The organism is Streptomyces malachitofuscus, assembly GCF_055571035.1.
Genome location: NZ_JBVIGA010000037.1, coordinates 1 through 26,066 on the forward strand (window position 1 = coordinate 1; position 26,066 = coordinate 26,066).

A 26,066-nucleotide genomic window follows, 5' to 3' on the forward strand; every position below is an offset into this window, starting at 1 on the left:
CACAACCCCGCCAACGACACCATCACAGCCCACAACACCGGCTGCACCACATCAACCCGCTCCAACGCCTCCTCATCACCCAGCACATCCACCAAAGACCACTCAACAAACGGCGCCAACGCCTCCCCACAACGCCCCATCCACTCCGCGAACACCACCGACTCCGCCAGCAACTCCACCGCCATCCCCACCCACTGCGCCCCCTGACCCGGGAACACAAACACCACACCCCCGCAACCACCCGCAGAAACAGACCCGGACACCTCCCCGGCAAAAGCACCCAGACGCTCCACCGCCTCCTCACGACCACCGGCAACAACCACACCCCGATGACCGAACACCGGACGCGACATCAAAGACAGCGCCACATCAGGCAGAGCAACCCCCTCACGCTCCGCCAGAAACGCACCCAGCCGACCCGCCTGCGCACGCAACGCCTCAGGACTCCTACCGGACAGAACCAACGGCACCGGAACCCCGGAAACCGCGGGAGCCGCAGGAGCCGCGGGGGTCCCGGCGGGCTCCTCCGCCGGGGCCTGCTCCAGGATGACGTGGGCGTTGGTGCCGCTGATCCCGAAGGAGGAGACGCCCGCGCGCCGCGGTTCGTCGCGCTCCGGCCAGTCGCGGGCCTCGGTGAGGAGCTCCACCGCGCCGGAGGTCCAGTCGACCTCGGGCGTGGGGGCGTCGACGTGCAGCGTCTTCGGCAGCACCCCGTGCCGCATCGCCTGCACCATCTTGATCACACCCGCCACGCCCGCGGCGGCCTGCGTGTGGCCGACGTTCGACTTCAGCGAGCCCAGCCACAGCGGCGCGCCCTCCGGGCGGGAGCGCCCGTAGGTGGCGAGGAGGGCCTGGGCCTCGATCGGGTCGCCGAGGGACGTGCCGGTGCCGTGGGCCTCCACCACGTCGACGTCGGCGGGCGAGAGGCGGGCGTTCTCCAGTGCCTGGCGGATCACCCGCTGCTGCGAGGGACCGTTCGGCGCGGTCAGGCCGTTGGACGCGCCGTCCTGGTTCACCGCGCTGCCCCGCACCACAGCCAGGACCTGATGGCCGTTGCGGCGGGCGTCCGACAGACGCTCCAGCAGCAGCACGCCCACGCCCTCGGCCCAGGCGGTGCCGTCGGCGCCGGCGGCGAAGGCCTTGACGCGGCCGTCCGCGGCCAGGCCGCGCTGCCGGGAGAACTCCACGAAGGCGCCCGGGGTGGACATGACGGCCACGCCGCCCGCGAGGGCGAGGGTGCACTCGCCGCTGCGCAGCGACTGGGCGGCGAGGTGGATGGCGACCAGCGACGAGGAGCAGGCGGTGTCGATCGTCACGGCGGGGCCCTCGAGGCCGAGGGTGTACGCGACGCGGCCGGACACGACGCTGCCGGCGCCGCCGGTGAGGACGTACCCCTCGATCTCCTCGGAGCCGGTGCCCATGCGCGGGGCGTACTCCTGGCCGGCGACGCCGGTGAAGACGCCGACGCTCTCGCCCTTGAGGGCGGTGGGGTCGATCCCGGCGCGCTCCAGGGTCTCCCAGGAGGTCTCCAGGAGGAGCCGCTGCTGCGGGTCCATCGCCAGTGCCTCGCGCGGCGAGATCCCGAAGAACTCGGCGTCGAAGCCGGCCACGTCGTCGAGGAACCCGCCCTCGCGGACGTAGGACGTGCCGGACACGTCGGGGTCGGGGTCGTAGAGGCCGTCGAGGTCCCAGCCGCGGTCGGCGGGGAACGGGCCGACGGCGTCGACGCCGTCGGACACCAGCCGCCACAGGTCGTCGGGGGAGGTCACTCCGCCGGGCAGCCGGCATCCCATGGCGACGACGGCGACGGGTTCGGTGCGCCGGTTCTGCTCGTCGCGCAGCTTCTCCCGCGTCTGCTGCAGCTCGGCCGAGACCCGCTTGAGGTAGGTGAGCGCCTTGTCGTCGGTGGTCATGGAACCTGATCTCCTCTTGGGGTGCCTGAGGGCGGGTCAGCCGAGCCCGAGCTCGTTGTCGATGAAGGCGTAGACGTCGTCGGCGGAGGCGGCTTCGAGCCCCCGGGTCCGGTCGGTGTTCTCGGCGGGGCCGCCGGCCAGGCCGGCCTCTTCGAGGCGCGATCCGAGGAAGCGCAGGCGGGAGTGGATGCCGGAGTGCTCCAGCTCCTCCGCCAGCAGGGCGTCGAGCGCCGCTTCCAGGGCGTCGAGTTTGGTGGTGACCGGGTCGGACTCCTGGTCGATGGCCTTGAGCAGGTAATCGGCGAGAGCGGTGGGCGCCGGGTAGTCGAAGACGGCCGTCGTCGGCAGTCCGGTGCCGGCCGCCTTGGCGAGCCGGTTGCGCAGTTCCACCGCGGTGAGCGAGTCGAACCCGGCCTCCTTGAAGGCGCGTTCGGGGACGACCAGTGAGGCGTCGGCGTGGCCGAGGACGGTGGCGGCCTCGCGGCGGACCACGTCCAGGACGAGGGCGGCCTTCTCCGCCGCGGGGAGTCCGGCGAGCCGTTCGGCCAGGGTGTGACCGGGGGCCGTGGCGGCGGCCGCGGTCCGGCGTGGCGCGCGCACGAGCGCGCGCAGCATCGGCGGGAGGGTGCCGGTCGCGGCGCGTTCGCGCAGCACACCGAGGTCGAGGCGGGTCGGTACGAGGACCGGTTCGGCGCTCGTCAGGGCGGCGTCGAGGAGGGCCAGGCCGTCCTCGGCCGTCAGTCCCACCATGCCGTCGCGCGCGGTGCGCCGCAGGTCGGCCTCGGCGAGGCTGCCGGTCATGCCGCTGGCGTGGGACCACAGGCCCCAGGCGAGTGACGTGGCGGGCAGTCCCTCGGACCGGCGGGCGCGGGCGAGGCCGTCCAGGAAGGAGTTGGCGGCCGCGTAGTTGGCCTGTCCGGGGTTGCCGAGGGTGCCTGCGGCCGAGGAGAACAGCACCAGGGCGGCGAGGTCGAGGTCCCGGGTCAGGTCGTGCAGGTGGAGGGCGGCGTCGGCCTTGGGGCGCAGGACGCCGGCCGTTCGCGCGGGGGTGAGGGAGGCCAGGACGCCGTCGTCGACGACGCCCGCGGTGTGCACGACCGCCGTGAGGGGCGCGGTCGCCGGGACGGAGGCCAGCAGCGCGGCCAGCGCGTCGCGGTCGGCGGCGTCGCAGGCCTCGACGGTGACGTTCGCGCCCAGTGCGGTGAGTTCGGCGGCGAGGTCGCGGGCGCCGGGCGCGTCGGGGCCGCTCCTGCTGGTGAGGAGCAGGTTGCGGGCGCCATGGGCGGTGACGAGGTGGCGGGCGACGAGCGCGCCGAGGGAGCCGGTGCCGCCGGTGACCAGGACGGTGCCGTCGGGGTCGGGCCGGCGCGGCAGGGTCAGGACGGCCTTGCCGGTGTGGCGGGCCCTGCTGAGGTGCCGGAAGGCGTCCGGGGCCCGGCGTACGTCCCACGCGGTGACGGGCAGGGGGGTGAGGGCGCCGCGGTCGAAGAGGCCGGCGAGTTCGTCGAGCAGTTCGCGCACCCGGTCGTGGTCGGCCTCGACGAGGTCATAGGCGCGGTACCGCACGCCCGGGTGGCGTTCGGCGACCTCGGTGGCGTCGCGGATGTCGGTCTTGCCCATTTCGAGGAAGCGGCCGCCGCGCGGGAGCAGGCGCAGTGACGCGTCGACGAACTCGCCGGCCAGGGCGTCGAGGACGACGTCGACGCCGCGTCCGCCGGTGGTGTCGAGGAAGCGCTGTTCGAAGTCGGTGGTGCGGGAGTTGGCGATGTGGGCGTCGTCGAGTCCCTGGGCGCGCAGGCTGTCCCACTTGCCGGGGCTCGCGGTGCCGAGGACGTCGGCGCCGAGGTGGCGCGCGATCTGGACGGCGGCCATGCCGACGCCGCCGGCCGCGGCGTGGACGAGGACGGTCTCGCCGGGCCGGACGTCGGCCAGGTCGCGCAGGCCGTAGAGGGCGGTGAGGAACGCGATGGGCGCGGCGGCGGCCTGGGCGAAGGTCCAGCCGGCGGGGACGCGGACGAGTCTGCGGTGGTCGGTGGTGGCCTCGGGGCCGAAGGCGCCGCCCGGGAACAGTCCCATGACCCGGTCGCCGGGCTCCAGTCCGTCGACGCCGGGGCCGGTGGCGAGGACGACGCCGGCGGCCTCGCCGCCGATCGCGGCGTCGCCGGGGTACATGTCCAGGGCGACCATGACGTCGCGGAAGTTGATGCCCGCGGCACGGACGGCGACGCGTACCTGGCCGTGGGCCGGGGGTCCGGGGTCGGCGTCCGGCACGAGGGCAAGGTTCTCCAGGGTGCCGGGCCCGGTGGTGTCGAGGTGCCAGGCGCCGGTGTCGGCGGGGACGGCCAGGGCGGGCGCGGCGGCGGACACGAGGCGGGGCACGGTGACCTCGCCGTCCCGTACCGCGAACTGCGTCTCCTCCAGCGCGTCGGCGACGGCGGGGATCCCGGTGAGCGCGTCGCGGGAGGTGTCGAGGGGGTCGGTGTCGGCGAGGAGGAGGCGGCCGGGGTGCTCGGACTGGGCGGAGCGCACGAGGCCCCACACGGCGGCCGCGGCCGGGTCGGTGACGGTCTCGCCGTCGCGGACGGTGACGGCGCCGTGGGTGAGCACCAGGAGGCGTGCGGCCTCGTCGGTCCCGGTGTCGGCGAGGAACGTCTGCAGGTGGGCGAGGACGCGTGCGGTCAGCGCGTGCACGTCCTCGGGCCGGGTGCCGTCGCCGGTGGCGTCCAGGACGCGGACGCCGTCGAGGCCGTCGGGGCGGGCCGTGACCGTCAGCGGTGTCCACTCGGTGCGGAACAGCGACGCGTGTCCGGTCGGGCCGGTGGCGCGCAGCCGTTCGGCGGCCACGGGGCGCAGGACGAGGGAGTCGACGTCGGCGACCGGTGCGCCGGCGGGGTCGGTGACGCGCAGGCGGACCGTGTTCTCCCCGGCGGGGGTGAGCCGTACCCTCAGGGCCTCGGCGCCGGTGGCGTGCAGGCGTACGCCGTTCCACGCGAAGGGCAGCAGGCGGGATCCGTCGGCGGGTTCGTCGACGGCGCCGAAGGCGCTGGGGTGCAGGGCGGCGTCGAAGAGGGCGGGGTGCAGGCCGAAGAGGGCCGCGTCGTCGCGGTGTTCGTCGTCGAGGGCGACCTCGGCGAAGACCTCCTCGCCGAGCGTCCACGCGGCGCGCAGTCCCTGGAAGGCGGGGCCGTAGGCGTAGCCCTCGCGGGCGCGCCGCGGGTAGAAGTCGGTGACGGGCACGGCCGTGGCGCCCGGCGGGGGCCAGGCTCCGGTGTCGGGGGCGGGGGCGTCGGCGGGTGCGGTGAGGGTGCCGCTCGCGTGGCGGGTCCAGGGTCCCTCGTCGCCGTCGGGGCGGGAGTGGACGGAGACGGGGCGGTCACCGGCCTCGTCGGGGGCGCCGGCGTGCACCCGGATGCGGACGGCGCCGGTCTCGGGCAGGACCAGGGGTGCGGCCAGGACGAGTTCGCGGACGGCGCCGCAGCCGACCTCGTCGCCGGCCCGGAGGGCCATCTCGACGAGGGCCGTGCCGGGCAGCAGGACGGTGCCGCCCACGGCGTGGTCGGCGAGCCAGGGCCGGTCGGCCGGGGAGAGGCGGCCGGTGAGGGTGACGGCGTCGGCCTCGGGCACGTCCACGGTCGCGTCGAGCAGCGGGTGCCGGGCCGCGGTGATGCCCGCGGCGTCCAGGTCGCCGGCGGCGGGGGCGGCGTCGAGCCAGTAGCGCCGGTGCTGGAAGGCGTAGGTGGGGACGACGGGGGTGGGGCGGGCGGAGCCGCCCGCGAGCAGGGCGGTCCAGTCGACGGGGGCGCCCCTGGTGTGGGCGCGGCCGACGGCCGTGAGGAGCGTCGCGGGTTCGGGCCGGCCGTCGCGCAGGGCGGCCACACAGTCGACGTCCTCGGGGAGGGCGTCCTGCGCCATGGCGGTCAGCACACCGCCCGGGCCGAGTTCGAGCACGGTGGTGACGCCCTGTTCGCGCAGGGTGCGCAGGCCGTCGGCGAAGCGGACGGTGCCGCGGACGTGCCGCACCCAGTAGTCGGGGGTGCGCAGTGCGCCGGGGTCGGCGAGGGCGCCGGTGAGGTTGGAGACGACGGGCAGGTCCGGGGCGTGGAAGTCGAGCCGGGCGGCGACGTCGCGGAAGGCGTCGAGCATGGGTTCCATGCGGGCCGAGTGGAAGGCGTGCGAGACGCGCAGCCGCTTCGTCCTGCGGCCGAGGGCCGCGAACCGGGCGGCCACCGCCTCGACGGCGGAGGTGTCGCCGGAGAGGACCACGGCCTCGGGGCCGTTGAGCGCCGCGACGGCGACCGCCCCGGTCGTCTCGGCGGCGACCTCGTCCTCGGTGGCCTGCACGGCGATCATGGCGCCGCCCTCGGGGAGGCGCTGCATCATCGCGCCGCGGGCGGCGACGAGGGCCGCGGCGTCCTCCAGGGACCAGACGCCGGCGACGTGGGCGGCGGCGAGTTCGCCGATGGAGTGGCCGGCGACCAGGTCGGGGCGCAGGCCCCAGGACTCGACGAGCCGGTGGAGGGCGACGCCCACGGCGAAGAGGGCCGCCTGGGTGTAGGCGGTACGGTCGAGCAGTTCCGCCTCGGGGGTGCCGGGTGCGGCGAAGACGACGTCGCGCAGGGGGCGTTCGAGTCCGTGGTCGAGGGCGGCGCAGGCCGCGTCGAAGGCGCGGGCGTAGGCGGGGAAGGCGTCGTACAGCTCGCGGCCCGCTCCGGGGCGTTGGGCGCCCTGGCCGGAGAAGACGAACGCGAGCCGGCCGCCGGTGGCGGTGCCGGTGGTGCCGTCGCCGTCGGCGAGGGCGGTCAGGGCGGTGCGGGCCTCCCGCGCGCAGGAGGCGACGACGACCCCCCGGTGGTCGAAGGCCCGGCGTCCGGCGAGGGTGAGGGCGACGTCGGCCGGGTCGGGGGCGTCCTCGGCCCCGAGGAGGGCGGCGACGCGTCCGGCCTGGGCGCGCAGGGCCTCGGGGGACTTGGCGGACAGGACGTACGGGAGGAGTCCGTCGGGCAGGGCGCGTTCCGGCGTGCCGGCCGGGGACGGTACGCCGACGGGCGGGGCCGCGGGGTTCTCGGGCTGTTCGAGGAGGACGTGGGCGTTGGTGCCGCTGATCCCGAAGGAGGAGACGCCCGCGCGGCGCGGGTGCCCGGTCTCGGGCCAGGGCCGGGACTCGGTGAGGAGTTCGACGGCGCCGCGGGTCCAGTCGACCTCGGGCGTGGGGGCGTCGACGTGCAGCGTCTTCGGCAGCACGCCGTGCCGCATCGCCTGCACCATCTTGATCACACCCGCCGCGCCCGCGGCGGCCTGGGCGTGTCCGATGTTCGACTTCAACGACCCCAGCCACAGCGGCCGGTCGTCGCCGGGGCGTTCCTGCCCGTAGGTGGCGAGGAGAGCCTGGGCCTCGATGGGGTCGCCGAGGGACGTGCCGGTGCCGTGGGCCTCGACCGCGTCCACGTCGGCCGCCGACAGACCGGCGTTGGCCAGCGCCTGCCGGATCACCCGCTGCTGCGCAGGACCGTTCGGCGCGGTCAGGCCGTTGGACGCTCCGTCCTGGTTCACCGCGCTGCCCCGCACCACGGCCAGGACCTCGTGGCCGTTGCGGCGGGCGTCGGAGAGCCGTTCGAGGAGCAGCAGGGCCACTCCCTCGGACCAGTTCGTGCCGTTCGCGCCCGCGGCGAAGGCCTTGACGCGGCCGTCGGGGGCGAGGCCGCGCTGCCGCGAGAACTCGACGAAGCTGGAGGGGGTCGACATCACGGCGACGCCGCCGGCCAGCGCCAGGGAGCACTCCCCGGTGCGCAGCGCCTGGGCGGCCAGGTGCAGGGCGACCAGCGAGGACGAGCAGGCGGTGTCCACCGTCACGGCGGGGCCCTCGAAGCCGAAGGTGTAGGACACCCGGCCGGAGAGGACGCTGCCGGCGCCGCCGACGCCGAGGTAGCCCTCGACCTCCTTGGCGGGCCGTACCGCGCGGGTGGTGTAGTCGTGGTACATGGATCCGGCGAAGACGCCGATGTCGGCGCCGCGCAGCGTGTCCACGTCCAGTCCGGCGCGTTCGAAGACCTCCCAGGAGGTCTCCAGGAGGAGCCGCTGCTGGGGGTCCATCGCGACGGCCTCGCGCGGGGAGATCCCGAAGAACTCGGCGTCGAAGCCGGCGACGTCGTCGAGGAACCCGCCCTCCATGACGTAGGACTTCCCGGCCGCGTCGGGGTCGGGGTCGTACAGGTCGCCGAGGTTCCAGCCGCGGTCGGCGGGGAACGGGGAGCGGCCCTCGCCGCCGTCGGCAACGAGGCGCCACAGGTCCTCGGGCGAGGAGACGCCGCCGGGCAGCCGGCAGCCCATCGAGACGATGGCGATCGGGTCGTCGTCGGGGGCCGCCGCGCGGCGGGCGGAGGGGGCGGGCTCGTCGGCCGGCCCGCCGTAGACCTCGCGCAGCAGTTGCCGGGCCAGGGCCTCGGGGGTGGGGTGGTCGAAGGCGCTGGTGGCGGGGAGCCGCAGTCCGGTGGCGGTGTTGAGCCGGTCGCGCAGGGAGACCGCCATCAGGGAGGTGAACCCCAGTTCCTTGAAGGCGCGGCCGGCCCGGACGTCCTCGGGGCCGTCGTGACCGAGGACGGTGGCGGTCTCGTCCCGCACCAGCCGCAGGAGGTGCTCCTCGCGCTCCTCCTCGGGCAGGCCCTCCAGCCGGTCGCGCAGGTCGGCGTTCCCGGCCGGCTCCCGGCGGGCCGTGATGTCGATCAGTCCGCGCAGCGGGGCGGGGACCGGGCCGGTGAGCAGGGCGGCGTTGTCGAGGCGCATCGCGACGAACGCGGCCTCTCCCACGGCGTGCGCGGCGTCGAACATCACCAGCGCCTGCTGTTCGGTGAGTTCGCCCGCCCCGTAGGGGACGGCGCCCGCGGCGGCGCCGTCGGCCCAGGGGCCCCAGGACAGGGACAGGGAGGGCAGGCCGTCGGCGCGCCGGTGATGGGCCAGGGCGTCCAGGGCGGCGCACTCGGAGGCGATGTCGCCGGCGCCGGGGGCGCCGAGGACGCCGACGGGCGAGGAGCACAGGACGAACGCGCGCAGGTCGAGGCCGGCGGTCAGGTCGTGCAGTGCGTGGGCGGCGGCGGACACCGCGCCGGTGCCGGTGATCTCCTCCGCGTGCACGACGGCCGTCAGCGGGGGCCTGCCCCGGTCGGCCAGCAGTGCGGAGAGGGCGTCCCGGTCGCTCGGGTCGCAGGCGACGGCGGTGGCGCGGGCGCCGGTCCGGGCGATGTCCTCGCACAGGCTCTGTACGCTCTCGTCGCCGTGGCCCGGCGTGTGGGCGAGGAGCAGGTGGCGGGCGCCGTGCGCGGTCGCGAGGTGGCGGGCGAGGACCGCGCCCTGGATCGTGGCGGCGCCGGTGACGAGGACCGTCCCGTCGGGGTCGAGCAGCGGACGCGGCGCCTCCTCGACGTCCATGGAGACGCGGGCCAGTCGCGGCAGGAGGGCGACGCCGGAGCGGACGGCGAACTGCGGCTCGCCGGCGGCGACCGCGGCGACCAGGGGCCGTGCGCCGTCGGCGCCGAGGCCGTCGGTGTCGAGGTCGGCGAGGACGAGCCGGCCGGGGTACTGGGTCTGCAGGGCGCGGACGAGGCCCCACAGCGGGGTGTGCGCGGGATCCAGCACGTCCTCGCCGTCGCCGGCGGCCACGGCGCGCCGGGTGAGCACGACGAGCGTGACGTGCCGGTCGTGGTCGTCGGCCAGCCGGTCCTGGAGGGAGGCGGTGAACTCCTCGATGCCCGCGCCGGAGTCGTAGGCGGTGCGGTCCAGGAGGAGGACGTCGGTGCCGTGGGCCGGGGTGCGGACGGCGGCCCGGTCGGAGAGGACCTCGCACGGGGTGCCGGTGTCGCGCAGCGCGGCGGCCACGCCGAGCGGGTCGGGGCCGGCCAGGGCCCAGCCGCGCTGCCCGTCCCGGGTCCCGCCGAGCGGGAGCGGGGAGCTGGGTATCCAGTCGACGCGGAACAGCGAGTCGTACAGGCCGCTGCTGGTGGCGCGCAGCCGCGCGGGTGTCTCCAGGAGCCGGTGCCGGACGATCTTGCCGGAGGCGGTGCGCGGGATCGCCTCGATCTCGTAGAGCTCCTCGGGCACCTTGAAGTAGGAGAGGCGGTCGCGGCACGCGGCGAACAGCGCTTCGGTGTCCGGTCCCTGGGGGCCGGGGACGATGAACGCGACCGGTACCTCGCCGAGCACGTCGTGCGGCTTGCCGACCACCGCGACGTCGGCGACGCCGGGGACGGCGCGCAGGACCTCCTCCACCTCGCCGGGGTGGATGTTCTCCCCCGCGCGGATGATCAGTTCCTTCCTGCGGCCGGTGATGGTGAAGTACCCGGCCTCGTCGCAGCGGGCCAGGTCGCCGGTGCGGTACCAGCCGTCGTGGAAGGCGGCCGCAGTGGCCTCGGGCTGGTTGTGGTAGCCGGCCATGACGCTCGGGCCGCGCACCCACACCTCGCCCTCACGGCCGTCGGCGACGTCCTCGCCGGTCTGCGTGTCGACCAGGCGCACGCCCAGTCCCACCACCGGCAGTCCGCAGGAGCCCTCCGTGCGGGCGCCCGAGGGCCAGTTGACGGTGATGGCGCCGCAGGTCTCGGTGGAGCCGTAGGCGTCGATGAGGGGGATGCCGAAGACGCTCTCGAACGAGCGGCGCAGCGAGGCGGTGGTGACCGCGCCGCCGACCAGGGCCACCCGGAGCCGGGGGGCGGTGAAGCCGCGGTCGCGGGCGGCGTCGAGCAGGTAGTGCAGCAGAGTGGGGACGCCGGCCAGGAAGGTGGCGCGCTCCTCCTCCAGTGCGGTCAGCACGTCCTCGGCGGACAGGCCGTCGACGATGCGGGCGGTGGCGCCGACGGCCACCACGGAGAGCACGCAGGCGATGTGCGAGAGGCTGTGGAAGAGGGGGAGCGGCCAGACGACCCGGTCCTCGGGGCCCAGTCCGGGCACCGGCACGTAGCAGGCGGCCACCGACCACAGGCAGTTGCGCTGGGTGGAGAGGACTCCCTTGGGCAGACCGGTGGTTCCGGAGGTGTAGAGCATCCATGCGTGGTCGTCGAGCCCGAGGTCGTCCCGGGCCGGCGTGGCGGGCTCACGGGTCGCGAAGGCCTCGTAGGAGAGGAAGCCGGGCGGCAGCGGCTCGTCGCCGACCAGGACCACGGTCAGGTGGGGCCGGTCGGGCAGCAGGCGCCGCAGTTGTTCCACGTGCGGGTGGTCGGTGACGACGACCCGGGCGCCGCTGTCGTCGAGGAGGTGGGCGAGTTCCGCGTCGCTGCTGCGCGGGTTGACCGGGACGCCGATGGCACTGGCGCGCGTGATGGCGTAGTAGCTCTCGACGGTCTCGACGCGGTTGCCCAGACAGATCGCGGCACGATCACCCGGTTGCAGTCGCACATCAACGAGGTGCCCGGCCAGCCGCCTCGTGCGTGCCTCCAGATCGGCGTAACTGACGCTCCGTCGGGCATCGCGGTAGGCGACCTTGGCTCCGAAGTGCCGTGCCTGGTGGGCCAGCAGCTCGGGGAGCGGCCGGATCAGCTCCGTACGCAACATGTGTCGACATCCCTCCGGGGCGACAGCAGACGGGCAGCCCGCAATGGCAGATGGTTCGCCCTACCCGGGACAGTCTTGTCACCCGTCACGTCTCACGGCCCCCCTCATCACCCCCCTAGGCATCCCTAACCTGAAGAGTGACCAGAATTAATTCGCAGGGCGTTTGGTGCGGCGGGCCTGCGACATTAGGCTCCGGCGCCGGACCACTAGTCACTGCGTTGTCGGCCGTCGGCCCGAAATACCCCCGCGGAAAGCGGGCGTCGCATTCCGCCGCCGCCTCGGGATCGGGACGTTTCCCGGGTCGCCTCCGCCGTGGCGGGACCCTCAGGAAAAGGGACACGCGCAGACATGACGGATTCCGTACACCCCTACACCCGCATCCAGGTGGAACTCGGTGAGCGCTCCTACCCGGTCGACATCGGCCCCGGGGTGCGGCACTCGCTCTCCGGCGTCGTCGAGCGGCTGGGAGCGCGGCGCGCCGCGGTGGTCTCGGCCCGGCCCGACGCCTGGGTGCCCGACCCCGGGGTGCCCTCGCTGGTCGTGCAGGCACGCGACGGCGAGAAGGACAAGACCCTCGGCACGGTCGAGTCCCTGTGCCGGGAGTTCGTGCGGTTCGGCCTGACCCGTGACGACGTGGTCGTCTCCGTGGGCGGCGGCACGACGACGGACGTCGTGGGTCTCGCCGCCGCCCTGTTCCACCGCGGGGTGCCCGTGGTGCATCTGCCGACGACGCTGCTCGCGCAGGTGGACGCCAGCGTCGGCGGCAAGACCGCGGTGAACACGCCCGAGGGCAAGAACCTCGTCGGCGCCTACTGGCAGCCCAGCGCCGTGCTGTGCGACACGGACTATCTGGAGACCCTGCCGGAGCGGGAGATGCTCAACGGCTACGGGGAGATCGCCCGCTGCCACTTCATCGGCGCCGGCGACCTGCGGGAGCTGTCGCTGCCCGGGCAGATCGCGGCGAGCGTGGCGCGCAAGGCGCAGATCGTGTCCGCCGACGAGCGCGACACCGGTCTGCGTCATCTCCTCAACTACGGCCACACGCTGGGCCACGCGCTGGAGCTGGCGACGGACTTCCGGCTGCGGCACGGGGAGGCGGTGGCGGTCGGCACCGTGTTCGCGGGGCGGCTCGCCCTGGCCCTGGACCGGATCGACGAGCGGCGGGCGGAGGAGCACCTGGAGGTGGTGCGCCACTACGGGCTGCCGCACGAGCTGCCCGCGGACGTCTCCCCGGACCGGCTGGTCGAGCTCGTGCGGCTGGACAAGAAGGCGACGAAGGGGCTGACGTTCGTGCTGGACGGCAAGGAGGGGGCCGAGTTGGTGCGCGACCTGCCGGAGGACGTCGTCGCGCGGGTGCTGGCGGAGATGCCGCGTTCGGCGGAGTGAGAACGGCTGAGGGGGAGGTGTGAGGGCCGGGGCGTCCGCGGGTGCCCCGGCCCTCACGCCTCCGCGTTCCCGGTCCTGGCCAGCAGGACGGCGCCGTGCAGTGAGGAGAGGCCGCCGAGCCGGGCGGGCCGTACGGCCGGCGCCGGATGGCCGGGGCGGGCCAGGAGCGCCGTCCGGGCGGCGAGCATGTCGGTGAGGCCGGGCAGGCCGTCGGCGAATCCGCCGCCGACCACGACGGTCATGGGGTGCAGGAGTTCGCACACCCCGACGGCCGCGGCGGCCAGGGCCGCGCACCCCTCGCCCACCGGGCCGGTGGCCCAGGGGGCGCCGTCGGCGAATCCCCGCACCAGTTCCTCGTAGGCGACCTCGGCGCCGCGGGCGCGCGCGGCGGCGCGCAGCAGGGCGGGACCGGAGGCGACGGACTGCACGCAGCCGCGCCGCCCGCAGTCGCACCGCTGCCCGGACCGATGGTCGACGATCAGGTGGCCGATCTCGCAGGAGCCCAGCGCGGGGCCGGGCAGCAGCCGGCCGCCGAGCACGACGCCGCCGCCGATCCCGGTCCCGACCCCGAGGTACAGCAGGTCAGACAGGCCGGCGGCGTGCGCCTCCGCGAGGGCCGCGAGGTCGCCGTCGTCGGCGCAGACGACGTCCGCGGCGGCGAGGGCGTCGCGCAGCGCGCCGCCGACGTCGAGGCCGTTCCAGGCGGGCCGGTTGGGCCAGGCGGTGACGACGCCCTTCGCGTCCAGGGTGGCGGGCAGCGCCACGCCGACGCCCGCCGGTCCGTCCGGGGCGCCGGCGCACAGCTCACGGACCTCCCGGACCAGCAGATCCAGGTCGCGTACCGGGTCGGCGGTGCCGCGGGGCCACCGGAAGCCGGCCTCGCGGACGGTGCCGTCCGGGTACTCCGCGCGCAGGGCGACCTTGGTGCCGCCGACGTCGATGCCCAGGTGGTAGGCGATGGCTGTCTCCCGGCCCGGTCAGTCGGCGAGGTGACCGGAGACGATCTCGGCGACCGTGCCGAGCACGCGGGGGCTGCTGAGCATCTCCTCGTGACCGCAGCCCAGTTCGTGGCGGACGATGTCGCCCGCGACGTAGGGGGCCCAGGCCTCGCTGGAGGCGGCCTCGGCCACCGGGCTGGGGTCGGCCGCGAACAGGTGCATCGTGCCGCTGTACTTCTCCGGCGTGTGCGCCTTCCAGGCTCCGAGGTCGGTGAGCATGGTCTCGACGAAGGTCTCGGCCGCGCTCTTCCTGCCCCGCCAGGCGAAGTTGGTCGCCATGTCGGCGAACTCCGCGATGTCCTCGTAGCGCAGAGGCCGCTCGTACGCGTCGAGGTCCTTGCCGTTGATCAGCAGGATCAGCTCGATGAGGCCCTGCTCGTCGCGGTCCTCCTTGTCCGTGATGTGCGGGTTGGTGTTGAAGACACCGAGGAACTCGATCTGCTCGCCGCGCTTCTGGAACTCGGCGGCCACGGCGTGCGCGAGGATGCCGCCGAAGGACCAGCCCAGGATGCGGTAGGGGCCCTCCGGCTGCACGCCGGTGATGCGGTCCGCGTAGTCCGCCGCCATGGCCGCGATGGTGTCGACGGGGGTGTCGAACTCCTGGAAGGTGTGCGACTGCAGCCCGTAGATGGGGTAGTCGAGGCTGAAGTGCTGGGCGAGGACGCCGTAGCACCAGGCGGTGCCGCCGAGGTGGCGCATGCAGAACAGCGGCCGCGCCGAGCCCTTGGTCATCAGGGGCAGCAGCACGTCGAAGGAGTCCTGGGGCTCCTCGCCGGTCAGCCGCCGGGACAGCTCGGCGGGCGTCGGGGACTCCACGAGCATCCGGATCGACATCTCCAGGCCCATCTCGGCACGCACCCGGGCCAGGAGCCGGGCCGCGAGCACGGAGGAGCCGCCGAGGTCGAAAAAGCTGTCGCGCGGTCCGACCTGGCCGGCGCCGAGCACCTCGGCGAAGATCCTGGCGAGCAGCAGCTCGGACTGGGTGAGGTGGGTCTCGACCATGGCCGTCGCGGCGACGACGGGGGCGGGCAGCGCCTTGCGGTCGAGCTTGCCGTTGGGCGTGAGCGGGAACGCGTCGAGGGTCACCACGGCGGACGGCACCATGTACAGGGGCAGTGCCTCGGCGACCTGGTCGCGCAGCTGCCCGGCGTCGGGCGTGCGGTCCGCGGCGGCGGTCACGTAGGCCACCAGACGCCGGTCGCCCGGCCGGTCCTCGCGGACCGTCGCGGCCGCCTGGTCGACGTCGTCGGACCGCTCCAGGGCGGCCTCGATCTCGCCGAGCTCGATGCGGAAGCCGTGCAGCTTGACCTGGTGGTCGGCGCGGCCGACGTACTCCAGGTCGCCGTCGGGGCGCAGCCGTACCACGTCGCCGGTGCGGTACATCAGGCCGTCGCCGTCGCGGTCGGGCAGGAAGCGCTCGGCGGTCAGTTCGGGCCGGTTGAGGTAGCCGCGCGCCACGCCGTCACCGGCGATGAACAGCTCGCCCTCGGTGCCGGGGGCGACGGGCTCGAGGGCCTCGTCCAGGACGTACAGCCGGGTGTTGCGCAGCGGCCGGCCGATGACGGCGGCGTCCTCGGGTCCGGTGACCGGGTGGACGGTGGACCACACGGTCGTCTCGGTGGGCCCGTACCACTGGACGACCTCGGCGCCGAGGTCGAGGAGGGTCGCGGCGAGCTTCTCGGAGAGCGCCTCACCGCCGATGAGGATGCGCAGGCCGCGCAGCACCTCGGGGCTGACGGTGGACAGCATGTGCCAGTGGGTGGGCGTGGCCTGCGCGGTGCCGATCCTGCGGCGGGCGATCAGGTCGCCGAGCGCCTGCGGGTCCTGTCCGGTGGCCCGGGGCGCGATGACCGCGCGGGCGCCGGTGTAGTACGGCAGGAACAGCTCGGGCACCGACATGTCGAAGGTGGCGGTGGTCACCGAGAGCATGCGGTCGCCGGGGCCCAGGCCCAGCCGCTCCCGCATCGCCTCCAGGAGGTTGTGCAGGGCGCGCACGGGGATCTCGACGCCCTTGGGGGTGCCGGTGGAGCCCGAGGTGTAGATGACGTAGGCGAGGTCCTCGGGGCCCGTCGGGGCGTTCCGTTCGGCGTCCGTGAGGTGCCCGGCGGGCAGGGCGGCCAGGGTCGCGGCGGTCGCCGGGTCGTCGAGGACGACGGTGGGCAGGCCCAGCCGGGTGCGGTCGGCGTCGATGCGGGACGAGGTCAGCAGCACGACGGGGGCGGCGTCACGGACCTGGAACGCGACGCGCTCGGCGGGGTGCTCCGGGTCGAGCGCGAGGTAGGCTCCGCCCGCCTTCAGCACCGCGAGGAGCGCCACCAGGAGGTCCGTGGAGCGCGGCAGCATGACCGCGACGACGCGGTCGGGTCCCACCCCCAGGGCGACCAGGTGGCGGGCGAGCCGGTCGGCCCGCTCGTGCGCCTCCCGGAAGGTGAGTTCCTCGCCCTCGCATTCGAGGGCCGTGCGGTCCGAAACGGTGGCGGCCCGCTCCTCGAGCGCCTGCACCAGCATGTTCTTCTCCACGGGGTTCGTACGAATTCTCGCCGGGGTGCCGTCGGACGGCCGGGTGCGCGTCCAGGCCGTCAGACGGCCGGGGTGCGCATCCAGCGGTTCCAGTACGGACGCCATCCGTGCCGGTGCCAGAACGGCGTGGAGATCGGGTTGAACATCGCGTGGTAGCCGACCGAGGCGCCCATGCCCATGGCGTCCAGGTCGGCGTGGACCTGGTTGGCGAGGGCGGTGCCGATGCCCAGGCCTCGGTAGCCCTCCTTGACGGCCTGGCAGACCAGGTGCGCGACGGGGGTGGCGGTGATCTTCGTGGCGAGCCAGGCCTGCTGCATCTCGGAGGGGTCCTCGCCGCGGTGCATGCCGACGATGTCGCCCTCGTACTCGGCGACCCAGATCAGCGGCTCGTCGCGCTTGAACGAGGCGGTGATCTCCTCGCGCAGCAGCGCCTCGGTCGTGGACCGCTCCTCCGCGCCGCTGACGGCGGCGTCGAACCGGGTCTCCACCATCTGGAGTTCGCAGACGGCCTCGACGTCCGCGGTGGTGGCGCGGCGCACATGGACCCGGCGGGTCTCCGGCACCGGGGCGGTGCCCTTGATCCGGCCGATCATCACGAACTCGGGCACGAAGCCGAAGGAGCGCAGCACCTTGGTCATGGCCACGTCGCGGCTGGGCCATTCGACGGCGGCCATCGAGTCCGCGCCGGGGGCCTGCGGGTGGCCGCGCATGTGGTCCTGCCAGCGGGTCAGCAGGGCGGCCATCGCCTCGGGGCTCGCGACCCGCGGGGTCAGCTCCCACCGGTCCAGCGGGCCGAGCACGGCCTCCAGCGCCTCGGGGTCGACCCGGACGTGGGTCAGGTGGCCCTGCGCCCCCTCGGCCTCCAGGATCTCTTCGCCCTCGCCGGGCTCCGGCAGCGCGGCGGCCTCCGGGATCAGCCGGTCGACGGGGCGCAGCCGGTCACGGTGGGCGGCCAGCACTGCTTCCGCCGTCTGTATCTGGGGCATGGTGTCGTGTCCTCGGATCTCAGTCGTGTGCGGGGCGGCGTCGCGACACGCGACGGCCCGGGGGTGCGGGCGCGGGTGGCACCGGGTCAGTGGTCGGTGACCTTCTCCAGCAGCGCGCGGGCGGCGAGCCGGTATCCCGTGGCGCCCAGGCCGAAGATCACTCCGGTGGCGAGCGGGCCGGTGACGGACTCATGGCGGAACTGCTCGCGGGCCCAGACGTTGGAGAGGTGAACCTCGATCCACGGGCGCGGGTAGTTGGCGAGCGCGTCCCTCAGTCCCCAGCCGGCCATCATCAGGGCGGCGGGGTTGACGATCGCGCCGACCGAGTCGTAGTTGCCCTGGATCGTGCGGATCATCTCCGCCTCGCCGTCGTGCTGGAAGGCGTCGACTTTCCAGCCGCGGTCCGCCACTTCCTCGGCCACCCATCGTTCGATGTCGGCGAGCGTGTCCGTCCCGTATATCTCGGGCTGCCGATTCCCGAGAATTCCGAGATTCGGCCCGTTCACCAAGAGAAGCCTGCTCACTGCGCACCTTTGTCCGTAATACGGAAACACCGGGAGGTGGTTTTTATAGCACGGGGGCGGACCGCGGAGCACCGGATCCCGGTATGCGTGCAATCACAAGGGGGAACATAGGGGGTGCGACAGGGGAATGACGTCTCGCCAAGCACGGGTTAACGTGCTAACAGCGACGACCGAGCCCCTCCCGGGCCTGCTGCCCGGCGCGCGGACCGCGCCGGCGGTCGCGCTTCCCCATGCCGGCATCCGCGTGAACACCCCCGTCCGTGTCGGCCGGTTCGCCCGGTGACCCCCGCGGCGATCGCCGGCGGCAGCATTCGCATGCGCACAGACCGAAGGAGCAGGGAACAGCATGAGCAGTGGTGTCCAACTCGGTTCGGACCTTCCCGCGTGGCCCCAGTACGACGACGCGGAGCGGACCGGCCTCATCCGTGCCCTGGAGCAGGGCCAGTGGTGGCGCATGGGCGGCGGTGAAGTCGAGGCCTTCGAGGCGGAGTTCGCCGAGTACCACGGCAGCGAGCACGCCCTGGCCGTCACGAACGGCACGCACGCCCTCGAACTGGCCCTGGAGGTCATGGGGGTGGGACCGGACACCGAGGTGATCGTGCCGGCCTTCACCTTCATCTCCTCGTCCCAGGCCGCGCAGCGCCTCGGCGCGGTCGTGGTGCCGGTGGACGTGGACCCGGAGACGTACTGCCTGGACGCGGCCGAGGCGGCGAAGGCCGTGACCTCGAGGACCCGCGCCATCATGCCCGTGCACATGGCCGGCCAGTTCGCCGACATGGACGCCCTCGCCAAGGTCTCCGCCGACACGGGCGTGCCCCTGATCCAGGACGCCGCCCACGCGCAGGGCGCCACCTGGAACGGCAAGCGGGTCGGTGAGCTGGGCTCGGTCGCCGCCTTCTCCTTCCAGAACGGCAAGCTGATGACCGCGGGCGAGGGCGGCGCGGTGCTGTTCCCGACCGCGGACATGGCCGAGCACGCCTTCGTCCGGCACAGCTGCGGACGCCCCCGCGGCGACCGCGGCTACTTCCACCGCACCTCGGGCTCCAACTTCCGGCTGAACGAGTTCTCCGCGTCGGTGCTGCGCGCCCAGCTCGCGCGCCTGGGCGGGCAGATCGACACGCGCGAGAAGCGCTGGCCGGTGCTGTCCTCCCTGCTCGCGGAGATCCCCGGCGTCGTGCCGCAGCGGATGGACCCGCGCGCCGACCGCAACCCGCACTACATGGCGATGTTCCGGGTGCCGGGCATCACCGTGGAGCGGCGCGCGCAGGTCGTCGACACGCTCATCGAGCGGGGCGTTCCGGCGTTCGTCGCGTTCCGGTCCGTCTTCCGCACGGACGCCTTCTGGGAGAGGGGCGCGCCGGAGCTGTCGGTGGACGAACTGGCCCGCCGCTGCCCGAACTCGGAGGCGCTGACGTCCGACTGCATCTGGCTGCACCACCGGACCCTGCTGGGGACCGAGGAGCAGATGCACGAGGTCGCCGCCGTCGTCGCCGACGTGCTCGGCTCATGACGACGGCGCACCAGGACGGCCGGCCGGTCCGCACCGCGGTGGTGGGGCTCGGGTGGGCGGCCCGCTCCATCTGGCTGCCCCGGCTGGGCGGCCACCCGGGCTTCGCCGTGACCGCGGCGGTCGATCCCGACACGGCCTCGCGGGCGGCGGTCACCGCCGAATTCCCCGACGTGCCGGTCCTGGCGGCCGTGCACGAGGTCGACCCGGCCCAGGTGGACCTGGCCATCGTGGCCGTCCCCAACCACCTGCACTGCGAGATCGCGCGCAGCCTGCTCCTCAAGGGCATCCCGGTCTTCCTCGAGAAGCCGGTGTGCCTGACGTCGGCGGAGGCCGGGCAGCTGGCCGAGGCCGAACGCGCGGGCGGGGCACGGCTCCTGGCCGGCAGCGCCGCCCGCCACCGCGGTGACGTGCGGGCCCTGCTCTCGGCCGCCGGAGAGCTGGGCACCGTCCGCCACATCGAGCTGTCCTGGGTGCGGGCCCGCGGTGTTCCGGACGCGGGCGGCTGGTTCACCCTCGGCCGGCTGTCGGGCGGCGGCGCCCTGGTGGACCTGGGGTGGCACCTGTTCGACATCGCCGCCCCGCTGCTGGGCACCGCGGACTTCGCGCAGGTCACCGGCGCGGTCTCGGGCGACTTCATCGCGCGGGACACCGCCCGGGTCTCCTGGCGTGCCGAGGACGGCGGGGAGAGCGCCCGCTCCGGCGTCATCGACGTCGAGGACACCGCCCGCGCCTTCCTCGTCACCGACGACGGCGTCTCCGTCTCGCTGCACGCCAGTTGGGCCTCGCACGAGGAGCGCGACGTCACCCGCGTCCGGGTGGAGGGCACCGAGGGCTCCGCGACGCTGCGATGCACGTTCGGCTTCAGCCCCAACCGCCTGGAGCACCCGGAGCTGACCGTCACCGCCGACGGCCGGACCCGCACGCTCCCGCTGCCCGCCGAGGCCATCGGCACGGAGTACGACCGGCAGCTGGACGAGCTGCTCGCCCAGCTGCGCGGCCCGGACGGCCCGCACCGGGCCGTCGAGGAGGCGCGCCGCACCGTCGGCGCCATCGAGCGGATCTACTCCTCGGCGGACGCCGCCCGGGAGAAGGCCCCGTCGCACCGCGCGTGACAGGCACCGGCCGACCACCGGTTCGACCAGTCCCCCACACCAAGCCACCGCCCTGCGAAAGAGAGCACCACAGCGCCATGGACCGTCTTGGCACCACCCAAGGCCATGCCCTTCCCGCCCACCCCGGCGCTCCCGACGGCCACGGCCGCCCGGACGGCGTGGCGCGGGGGACGACCGCTGTCGTCTTCGACCTCGACGGGGTGCTGGTCAACAGCTTCCTCGTGATGCGGCAGGCGTTCACCACCGCCTACGCCGAGGTCGTGGGGGACGGCGAGCCTCCGTTCGAGGAGTACGAGCGGCACCTGGGCCGGTACTTCCCCGACATCATGGAGATCATGGGGCTGCCGCTGGAGATGGAGGAACCCTTCGTCCGCGAAAGCTACCGGCTCGCGCACCTGGTGCCCGCCTTCGACGGCGTGCCGGAGATGCTGCGGGAGCTGCGCGCGCACGGCATCGGGCTCGCCGTGGCCACCGGCAAGAGCGGGCCGCGGGCCCGGTCGCTCCTCGAACAGCTCGGGCTGCTCGACCTGTTCACCGTGGTGATCGGCTCCGACGAGGTGGACCGGCCCAAGCCCGCTCCCGACATCGTTCTCAAGGCGCTGGCCGTGCTGGGCTCGGACCCCGCGCGGACGGTGATGGTCGGCGACGCGGTCACCGACCTGAACAGCGCGCGGGGCGCCGGCGTCACCGCCGTCGCCGCCCTGTGGGGCGAGACCGACGAGCCGACCCTCCTCGCGGAGAACCCCGACATCGTGCTGCGCGCGCCGGCCGAACTGCTCGACGCGTGCTTCGGCCGGGCCCGTACCCCCTGAATCCGGGACGCGAATAAGGGGTGTGTAGGGGATCCCCAGGGGATTGGGGCGGGCCGCCGGCCGGTGAAAAACTCGGACCGGAACATTCACGGTGCGGTTCCCGCCCCCGGGGCGCGCAGCCCGTTCCCGGCCTTTCACGGCGCTCTGCGGAGAAAGCCGGAGGGTCTTCGAGGAGCATCCCCGCCGATCGCAGTCTTCATCCGACCGATTTTCACCGGAGACCCAACGTGGGAAAAGCCGTGACCGACATGCGTAAGCCGGCCCTGCAACAACCCGAGTGGGACGACCCGTCACAGGTCCGGCGCATCCGGGAGGTACTGGCCGCGCGTCCGCCGCTGGTGCGGTCCGAGGACGTCGCCGCGCTGCGGACGCGGCTGGCTCGCGCGGCCCGCGGCGAGGCGCTGGTGCTGCAGGCCGGGGACTGTGCGGAGAACCCGGCGGAGTGCGACGCCGTGCACGTGGCGCGCAAGATCGCGGTGCTCGACGTGCTCGCCACGACGATGGAGGCGGCCACCGGCAACCCCGTCGTGCGGATCGGGCGCGTCGCCGGCCAGTTCGCCAAGCCGCGGTCCCGGCCCGTGGAGCGGGTCGGGGATCTCGAACTGCCGGTGTACCGGGGCCACATGGTCAACGGTCCCGAGGCGGACGCGGAGAGCCGGCGGCACGACCCGCTGCGCCTGCTCACGTCGTACATGACGGCCAGCGACGTCATGGAGCACCTCGGGTGGCGCGCCCCGGCGGCCCCCGGCGGCCCGCCCCCGGACGAGACCCGGCTGTGGACGAGTCACGAGGCGCTCGTCCTCGACTACGAGGAGCCGATGGTCCGCGAGACGGGCGACGGGCGCCGCTGGCTCGGCTCCACCCACCTGCCGTGGATCGGCGAGCGGACGCGTCAGTTGGACGGCGCGCACGTCGACCTCGTCGCCGGTGTCGACAACCCGGTCGGCGTGAAGATCGGTCCGACCACCACGGCGGCCGAGGTCACCGCCCTGTGCGAGCTGCTCGACCCGCTCCGGGACCCGGGCCGGCTCGTCCTGGTCGCGCGCATGGGCGCCGATCTGGTGGCGGACCGCCTGCCCGCGCTCGTCGAGGCGGTCCGGGCGGCCGGCCACCCGGTGATCTGGCTCTGCGACCCCATGCACGGCAACACCGTCACCGCGCCCGACGGGCACAAGACCCGTCTGCTGGAGACCATGGCACGGGAGGTGCGGGGGTTCCTGCGGGCCGTGACGGAAGCGGGCAGCACGGCCGGCGGGCTGCATCTGGAGACCACGCCGGACGACGTCATGGAGTGCGCCGCCGATCTCTCCGTGTACGAGGGGGAGGCCGTGCGGCGCACGAGTCTGTGCGACCCGCGGCTCAACGCGGAGCAGGCCGTCGAGCTGCTTGCCGCGTGGTCCGGCACCGGGGCGGTCCCGGCCCCCGGGCGCTCCGGCACGCCCCGCGCGGCAGACAGAGAGGTCCTTGCCGAACAGGGCGCCGGTGTCCCCGCCGGAAGGCACCGGAGCACATGCGATGTCCCGATCCTCTGAATTCCACGACACCGGCGTCCCCCTTGTCCGTGTGCGTGTTCTCGATGCTCGGCATCGGTGTGCCGTGAGGATGCGGACGCTTTCCTTCTCCTGTCCCGGCCACCGTCCCAAAATCAGGGAGTAGTAGGGCCCATGCACCTTCTCGTCAAGGGAATTCAGCACCGGGCGACCGGTGAGATTCTCGTCCCGAACTCGAAGTACCACGCGCACCGCGCGCTGATCCTCGCCTCCCTCGCCGACGGTGTCAGCCGCATCCGGGGGCTGTCCGACGCGCGGCACGTCGAGTACACCGTGCGGCTGCTGCGCGACCTGGGCGTGCGGATCACTCGGGACGGCGACACCTTCGTGGTCCACGGGCTCGGCGGGCAGTACCGGCCGCGCCGGGAGACGGTCTCGGCCGGCAGCTCCGGCACCACGCTCTACTTCATGATCGGTCTCGCCTCGCTGTCGGACCGCGCCGTGTCGGTGTCCGGGCAGAAGTACTTCAGACGGCGCCCGGTCGGCCCCCTGTTGCGCGCCCTGGAGGAGATGGGTGTCGAGCTGGAGTCGGCGGACGACTGCCCGCCCGTCCTCGTCCGGGGCAGCAGGCCCGCGGGCGGCCACGTCCGGATCGCGGGCACCCTGTCCCAGTGGATATCGGGGCTGATCCTGCTGGCCCCGTTCGCGGCGCGGCACACCACGATCGAGGTGGAGGGAGAGCTCAACGAGCGGCCCTACCTGGAGCTGACCGTGGCGATGATGCGCCGGTTCGGCCTGGAGGTGACCGTCTCCGAGGACTGGCGGCGCTTCGACATCGAGCCGGGGCAGCAGGCGCGGACGGTCGAGCTGACCCTGCCGCCGGACATCGGCTCGGCCGCGTTCGGCATCGCCGCCGCCGCGCTGCACCCCAGCGACGTGCTGCTGCGCGGGATCACCACGCTGGAGGGCGGCCCGGCCGACCACCCCGAGTTCCACTTCCTCGACGTCGCGCGCTCCATGGGGGTGCCGATGGAGATCGACGAGGCGGCCGGCGGGCTGCGCATCCGGCAGGACGCGCCCCGGCTCACCGGGGTCGACGTCGACTGCCGGGACATCCCCGACATGCTGCCGGTCCTGTCCGCCCTCGCCACCTTCGCGCGCGGCGAGTCGGTGTTCCGCAACATCGCGCACACCCGGCTCAAGGAGTCCGACCGGGCGGCCGCGATGATCCAGCTCAACCGCATGGGCGGCCGCCTCGAACTCTCGGAGAACGAGCTGCGGGTGCACGGGGTGGACGCTCTGCGGGGCGCCAGGCTGTCCTCGTTCAACGACCACCGCGTCCTGATGTCGCTCGCGGTGGCCTCGTCGCGTGCCGAGGGGCGCTCGACGCTGACCTACCCGAACGCGTACCGCATCTCGTACCCGCGGTTCCTCGACGACATGAACACGCTCAACGTGCCGCTGACGGTGGAGGACGGCACGGCGAGGACCGCCGGCGACGGCACGGACACCGGTGCGCCCGCCGCGGAGACGGCGGGGACGGTGCCCGCCGCGGCGCCCGCGCCGGAGACGGCGGCGGGGACGGCGGAGCCCGTCGGTCCCGAGGCCGCCGCACGGTCCACGCTGCCGCAGTTGCTGCGCCGCCTGGCCGAGGAGCGGCCGCAGGAGACGGCCGTCGTGGACGTGCGCTCCGACCGCGACGAGCTGGTCACCTGGGGCCAGTTGGCCGAGCGGGTCGACCGGGCGGCGGCGCTGCTGCTACGGCTCGGGGTCCGGCCGGGCGAGAACGTGGCGTACCAGCTCCCGAACCGCGCCGAGTTCGTGGTCCTGTCGCTGGCCGCGCTGCGCATCGGGGCCGTGTGCTGCCCGGTCATCCCCTTCTTCCGCAAGCGCGAGCTCGGCTTCGTCCTGAAGCGGTCCTCGGCGCGGGTGCTGGTGGTGGCCGACCGGCACCGCTCGCGCCGGCCCGCCGAGGAGGTGCTGGACCTGGTCGGTGAGCACGGCTCGGGACTGGGTCTGGAACACATGGTGGTCCTGGCCTCCGCCGGCGATTCCACCCCGCTGCCGGACTCCCCGGCGGGCGTCGTGGCGGTGCACGACTGGGAGCAGGCGCTGGCGGCGACCACCGTGGACCGTGCGGCGCTCGACGCCCTGGCCCCGACGCCGGACGCGACGGCACAGCTGCTCTTCACCTCGGGCACCACCGGTGAGCCGAAGGGCGTCACCCAGCCCTCGCGGAACCTGGTCAGGGCCGCCGCGATGGAGATCGCGCACCTCGGGCTCCACGAGCGGGACGCGATCTGGGTGCCGTCGCCCCTGGCGCACCAGACGGGCTTCCTCTACGGCATGGTGCTCGCCCTGGTGCGCGGTGTGCCGCAGATCCTGCAGCCCGAGTGGAACGCCAAGCGGGCGCTGCAGTCGCTCAACGACCACCGGGCGACGTTCGTGCAGGCGGCGACGCCGTTCCTGTCGGACCTCGTGAAGGCCGTGGAGGAGAGCGGCGAGACGCCGCGCCACCTGCGGATCTTCGTGGCGACCGGGGCGACCGTGCCGCGGGCGCTGGCCGAGCGCGCGGGCCGTGTCCTGGACACCGCCGTCTGCGGGGCCTTCGGCACCACGGAGACCTGCCTGGGTGCGCTGTCCGCGCCCGGCGACGAGGCCCGGCAGCGCTGGGGCTCCGACGGCCGCGCGCTGGACGGCATCACCCTGCGGATCACCGACGACGCGGGGCGGGAACTGCCCGCCGGCACGGAGGGCAACTTCGAGCTGCGCTCCCCCACCGTCTTCGACGGCTACCTGGAACGTCCCGATCTGACGTCCGAGGCGTTCACCGAGGACGGCTGGTACCGCACCGGCGACCTGGCGACGATCGACACCGAGGGCTTCCTGCGGATCACCGGCCGGGTCAAGGACGTCATCAACCGGGGCGGCGAGAAGGTGCCCGTCGCAGAGATCGAGCAGCTGCTGTTCGAGCACCCCGCTGTGGACGACGTCGCGGTGGTGGCCATGCCGGACGAGCGGCTGGGCGAGCGGGCCTGCGCCTTCGTCGTCCCGGCGGGCGGCGCGGAGCTGACCTTCGAGGAGATGCGGCGCCACCTCGACGGGCACGAGGTGGCCAAGCAGTACTGGCCGGAACGCCTGGAGCGGATCGAGGCGCTGCCGCGCAACCCGATCGGCAAGGTGCAGAAGACCGAACTGCGGTCACTGGCCCGCGGACTGCGGCCCCACGACGAGGACCCCGGCTGACGCACGGCGACGGACAGCGGACCGGAACGAGA

The 26,066-nt window shown here is 74.1% G+C and carries 12 protein-coding genes; 6 read left to right on the top strand and 6 right to left on the bottom strand.

What is annotated here, in order from left to right:
- Together ACZ44S_RS35955 and ACZ44S_RS35960 are read right to left on the bottom strand one after the other, a co-directional pair.
- On the bottom strand, window positions 1-1,913 hold a 1,913-nt coding region (locus ACZ44S_RS35955), incomplete at its 3' end, for a type I polyketide synthase (RefSeq protein ID WP_466937016.1).
- A gap of 36 nt (window positions 1,914-1,949) precedes the next feature.
- On the bottom strand, window positions 1,950-11,450 hold the full coding sequence (locus ACZ44S_RS35960) for an SDR family NAD(P)-dependent oxidoreductase (protein ID WP_466937018.1): 9,501 nt from the start codon (window positions 11,448-11,450) through the stop codon (window positions 1,950-1,952).
- A gap of 348 nt (window positions 11,451-11,798) precedes the next feature.
- On the opposite strand from ACZ44S_RS35960, the gene ACZ44S_RS35965 reads away from it, so the two are divergent.
- The gene (locus ACZ44S_RS35965) at window positions 11,799-12,836 is read left to right on the top strand and encodes a 3-dehydroquinate synthase family protein (protein ID WP_466937020.1); all 1,038 of its coding nucleotides are present in this window, start codon (window positions 11,799-11,801) and stop codon (window positions 12,834-12,836) included.
- 53 nt (window positions 12,837-12,889) lie between these two features.
- Here the strand turns inward: ACZ44S_RS35965 and ACZ44S_RS35970 are convergent, their stop codons facing one another.
- The 4 genes from ACZ44S_RS35970 to ACZ44S_RS35985 all read right to left on the bottom strand — a co-directional run bounded on the left by ACZ44S_RS35970 (window position 12,890) and on the right by ACZ44S_RS35985 (window position 17,864).
- Window positions 12,890-13,795 carry an ROK family protein gene (locus ACZ44S_RS35970; protein WP_466937095.1) on the bottom strand — a complete coding sequence of 302 codons (906 nt, stop codon included), beginning with the start codon at window positions 13,793-13,795 and terminating at the stop codon, window positions 12,890-12,892.
- Between the two features lie 18 nt (window positions 13,796-13,813).
- A complete protein-coding gene (locus ACZ44S_RS35975; protein ID WP_466937022.1) occupies window positions 13,814-16,459 on the bottom strand; it encodes a non-ribosomal peptide synthetase in 2,646 nt (881 codons plus the stop codon).
- Window positions 16,414-17,340 (bottom strand): GNAT family N-acetyltransferase, encoded by a 927-nt coding sequence (locus ACZ44S_RS35980; protein ID WP_466937024.1) that lies wholly within the window; start codon window positions 17,338-17,340, stop codon window positions 16,414-16,416. Before ACZ44S_RS35980 ends, ACZ44S_RS35975 begins: the two co-directional genes overlap by 46 nt.
- Before the next feature lie 86 nt (window positions 17,341-17,426).
- Window positions 17,427-17,864 carry a type II 3-dehydroquinate dehydratase gene (locus ACZ44S_RS35985; RefSeq protein ID WP_466937026.1) on the bottom strand — a complete coding sequence of 146 codons (438 nt, stop codon included), beginning with the start codon at window positions 17,862-17,864 and terminating at the stop codon, window positions 17,427-17,429.
- A gap of 346 nt (window positions 17,865-18,210) precedes the next feature.
- Between ACZ44S_RS35985 and ACZ44S_RS35990 the strand changes: the two genes are divergently transcribed.
- The 5 genes from ACZ44S_RS35990 to aroA all read left to right on the top strand — a co-directional run bounded on the left by ACZ44S_RS35990 (window position 18,211) and on the right by aroA (window position 26,034).
- Window positions 18,211-19,374 (top strand): DegT/DnrJ/EryC1/StrS family aminotransferase, encoded by a 1,164-nt coding sequence (locus ACZ44S_RS35990; protein WP_466937028.1) that lies wholly within the window; start codon window positions 18,211-18,213, stop codon window positions 19,372-19,374.
- Window positions 19,371-20,486 (top strand): Gfo/Idh/MocA family protein, encoded by a 1,116-nt coding sequence (locus ACZ44S_RS35995; protein WP_466937030.1) that lies wholly within the window; start codon window positions 19,371-19,373, stop codon window positions 20,484-20,486. The genes ACZ44S_RS35990 and ACZ44S_RS35995 overlap by 4 nt, the downstream gene beginning before the upstream one ends.
- Window positions 20,487-20,563: 77 nt before the next feature.
- Window positions 20,564-21,298, top strand: a complete 735-nt coding sequence (locus ACZ44S_RS36000) for an HAD-IA family hydrolase (RefSeq protein WP_466937032.1) — start codon at window positions 20,564-20,566, stop codon at window positions 21,296-21,298.
- A 227-nt stretch (window positions 21,299-21,525) separates the two neighbouring features.
- Window positions 21,526-22,830, top strand: a complete 1,305-nt coding sequence (locus tag ACZ44S_RS36005) for a 3-deoxy-7-phosphoheptulonate synthase (protein WP_466937034.1) — start codon at window positions 21,526-21,528, stop codon at window positions 22,828-22,830.
- 132 nt (window positions 22,831-22,962) lie between these two features.
- Window positions 22,963-26,034, top strand: coding sequence for a 3-phosphoshikimate 1-carboxyvinyltransferase (aroA, locus tag ACZ44S_RS36010; RefSeq protein ID WP_466937036.1), 3,072 nt, complete (start codon window positions 22,963-22,965; stop codon window positions 26,032-26,034).
- Window positions 26,035-26,066: the final 32 nt, after the last annotated feature.

Bases quoted from the DNA above. Each gene is read 5' to 3' on its own strand.
- ACZ44S_RS35960 (WP_466937018.1), bottom strand. From the start codon at position 11,450: ATGTTGCGTACGGAGCTGATCCGGCCGCTCCCCGAGCTGCTGGCCCAC.
- ACZ44S_RS35995 (WP_466937030.1), top strand. From the start codon at position 19,371: ATGACGACGGCGCACCAGGACGGCCGGCCGGTCCGCACCGCGGTGGTG.
- ACZ44S_RS35980 (WP_466937024.1), bottom strand. From the start codon at position 17,340: ATGCCCCAGATACAGACGGCGGAAGCAGTGCTGGCCGCCCACCGTGAC.
- aroA (WP_466937036.1), top strand. From the start codon at position 22,963: ATGCACCTTCTCGTCAAGGGAATTCAGCACCGGGCGACCGGTGAGATT.
- ACZ44S_RS35965 (WP_466937020.1), top strand. From the start codon at position 11,799: ATGACGGATTCCGTACACCCCTACACCCGCATCCAGGTGGAACTCGGT.
- ACZ44S_RS35975 (WP_466937022.1), bottom strand. From the start codon at position 16,459: ATGGCGTCCGTACTGGAACCGCTGGATGCGCACCCCGGCCGTCTGACG.
- ACZ44S_RS36000 (WP_466937032.1), top strand. From the start codon at position 20,564: ATGGACCGTCTTGGCACCACCCAAGGCCATGCCCTTCCCGCCCACCCC.
- ACZ44S_RS35990 (WP_466937028.1), top strand. From the start codon at position 18,211: ATGAGCAGTGGTGTCCAACTCGGTTCGGACCTTCCCGCGTGGCCCCAG.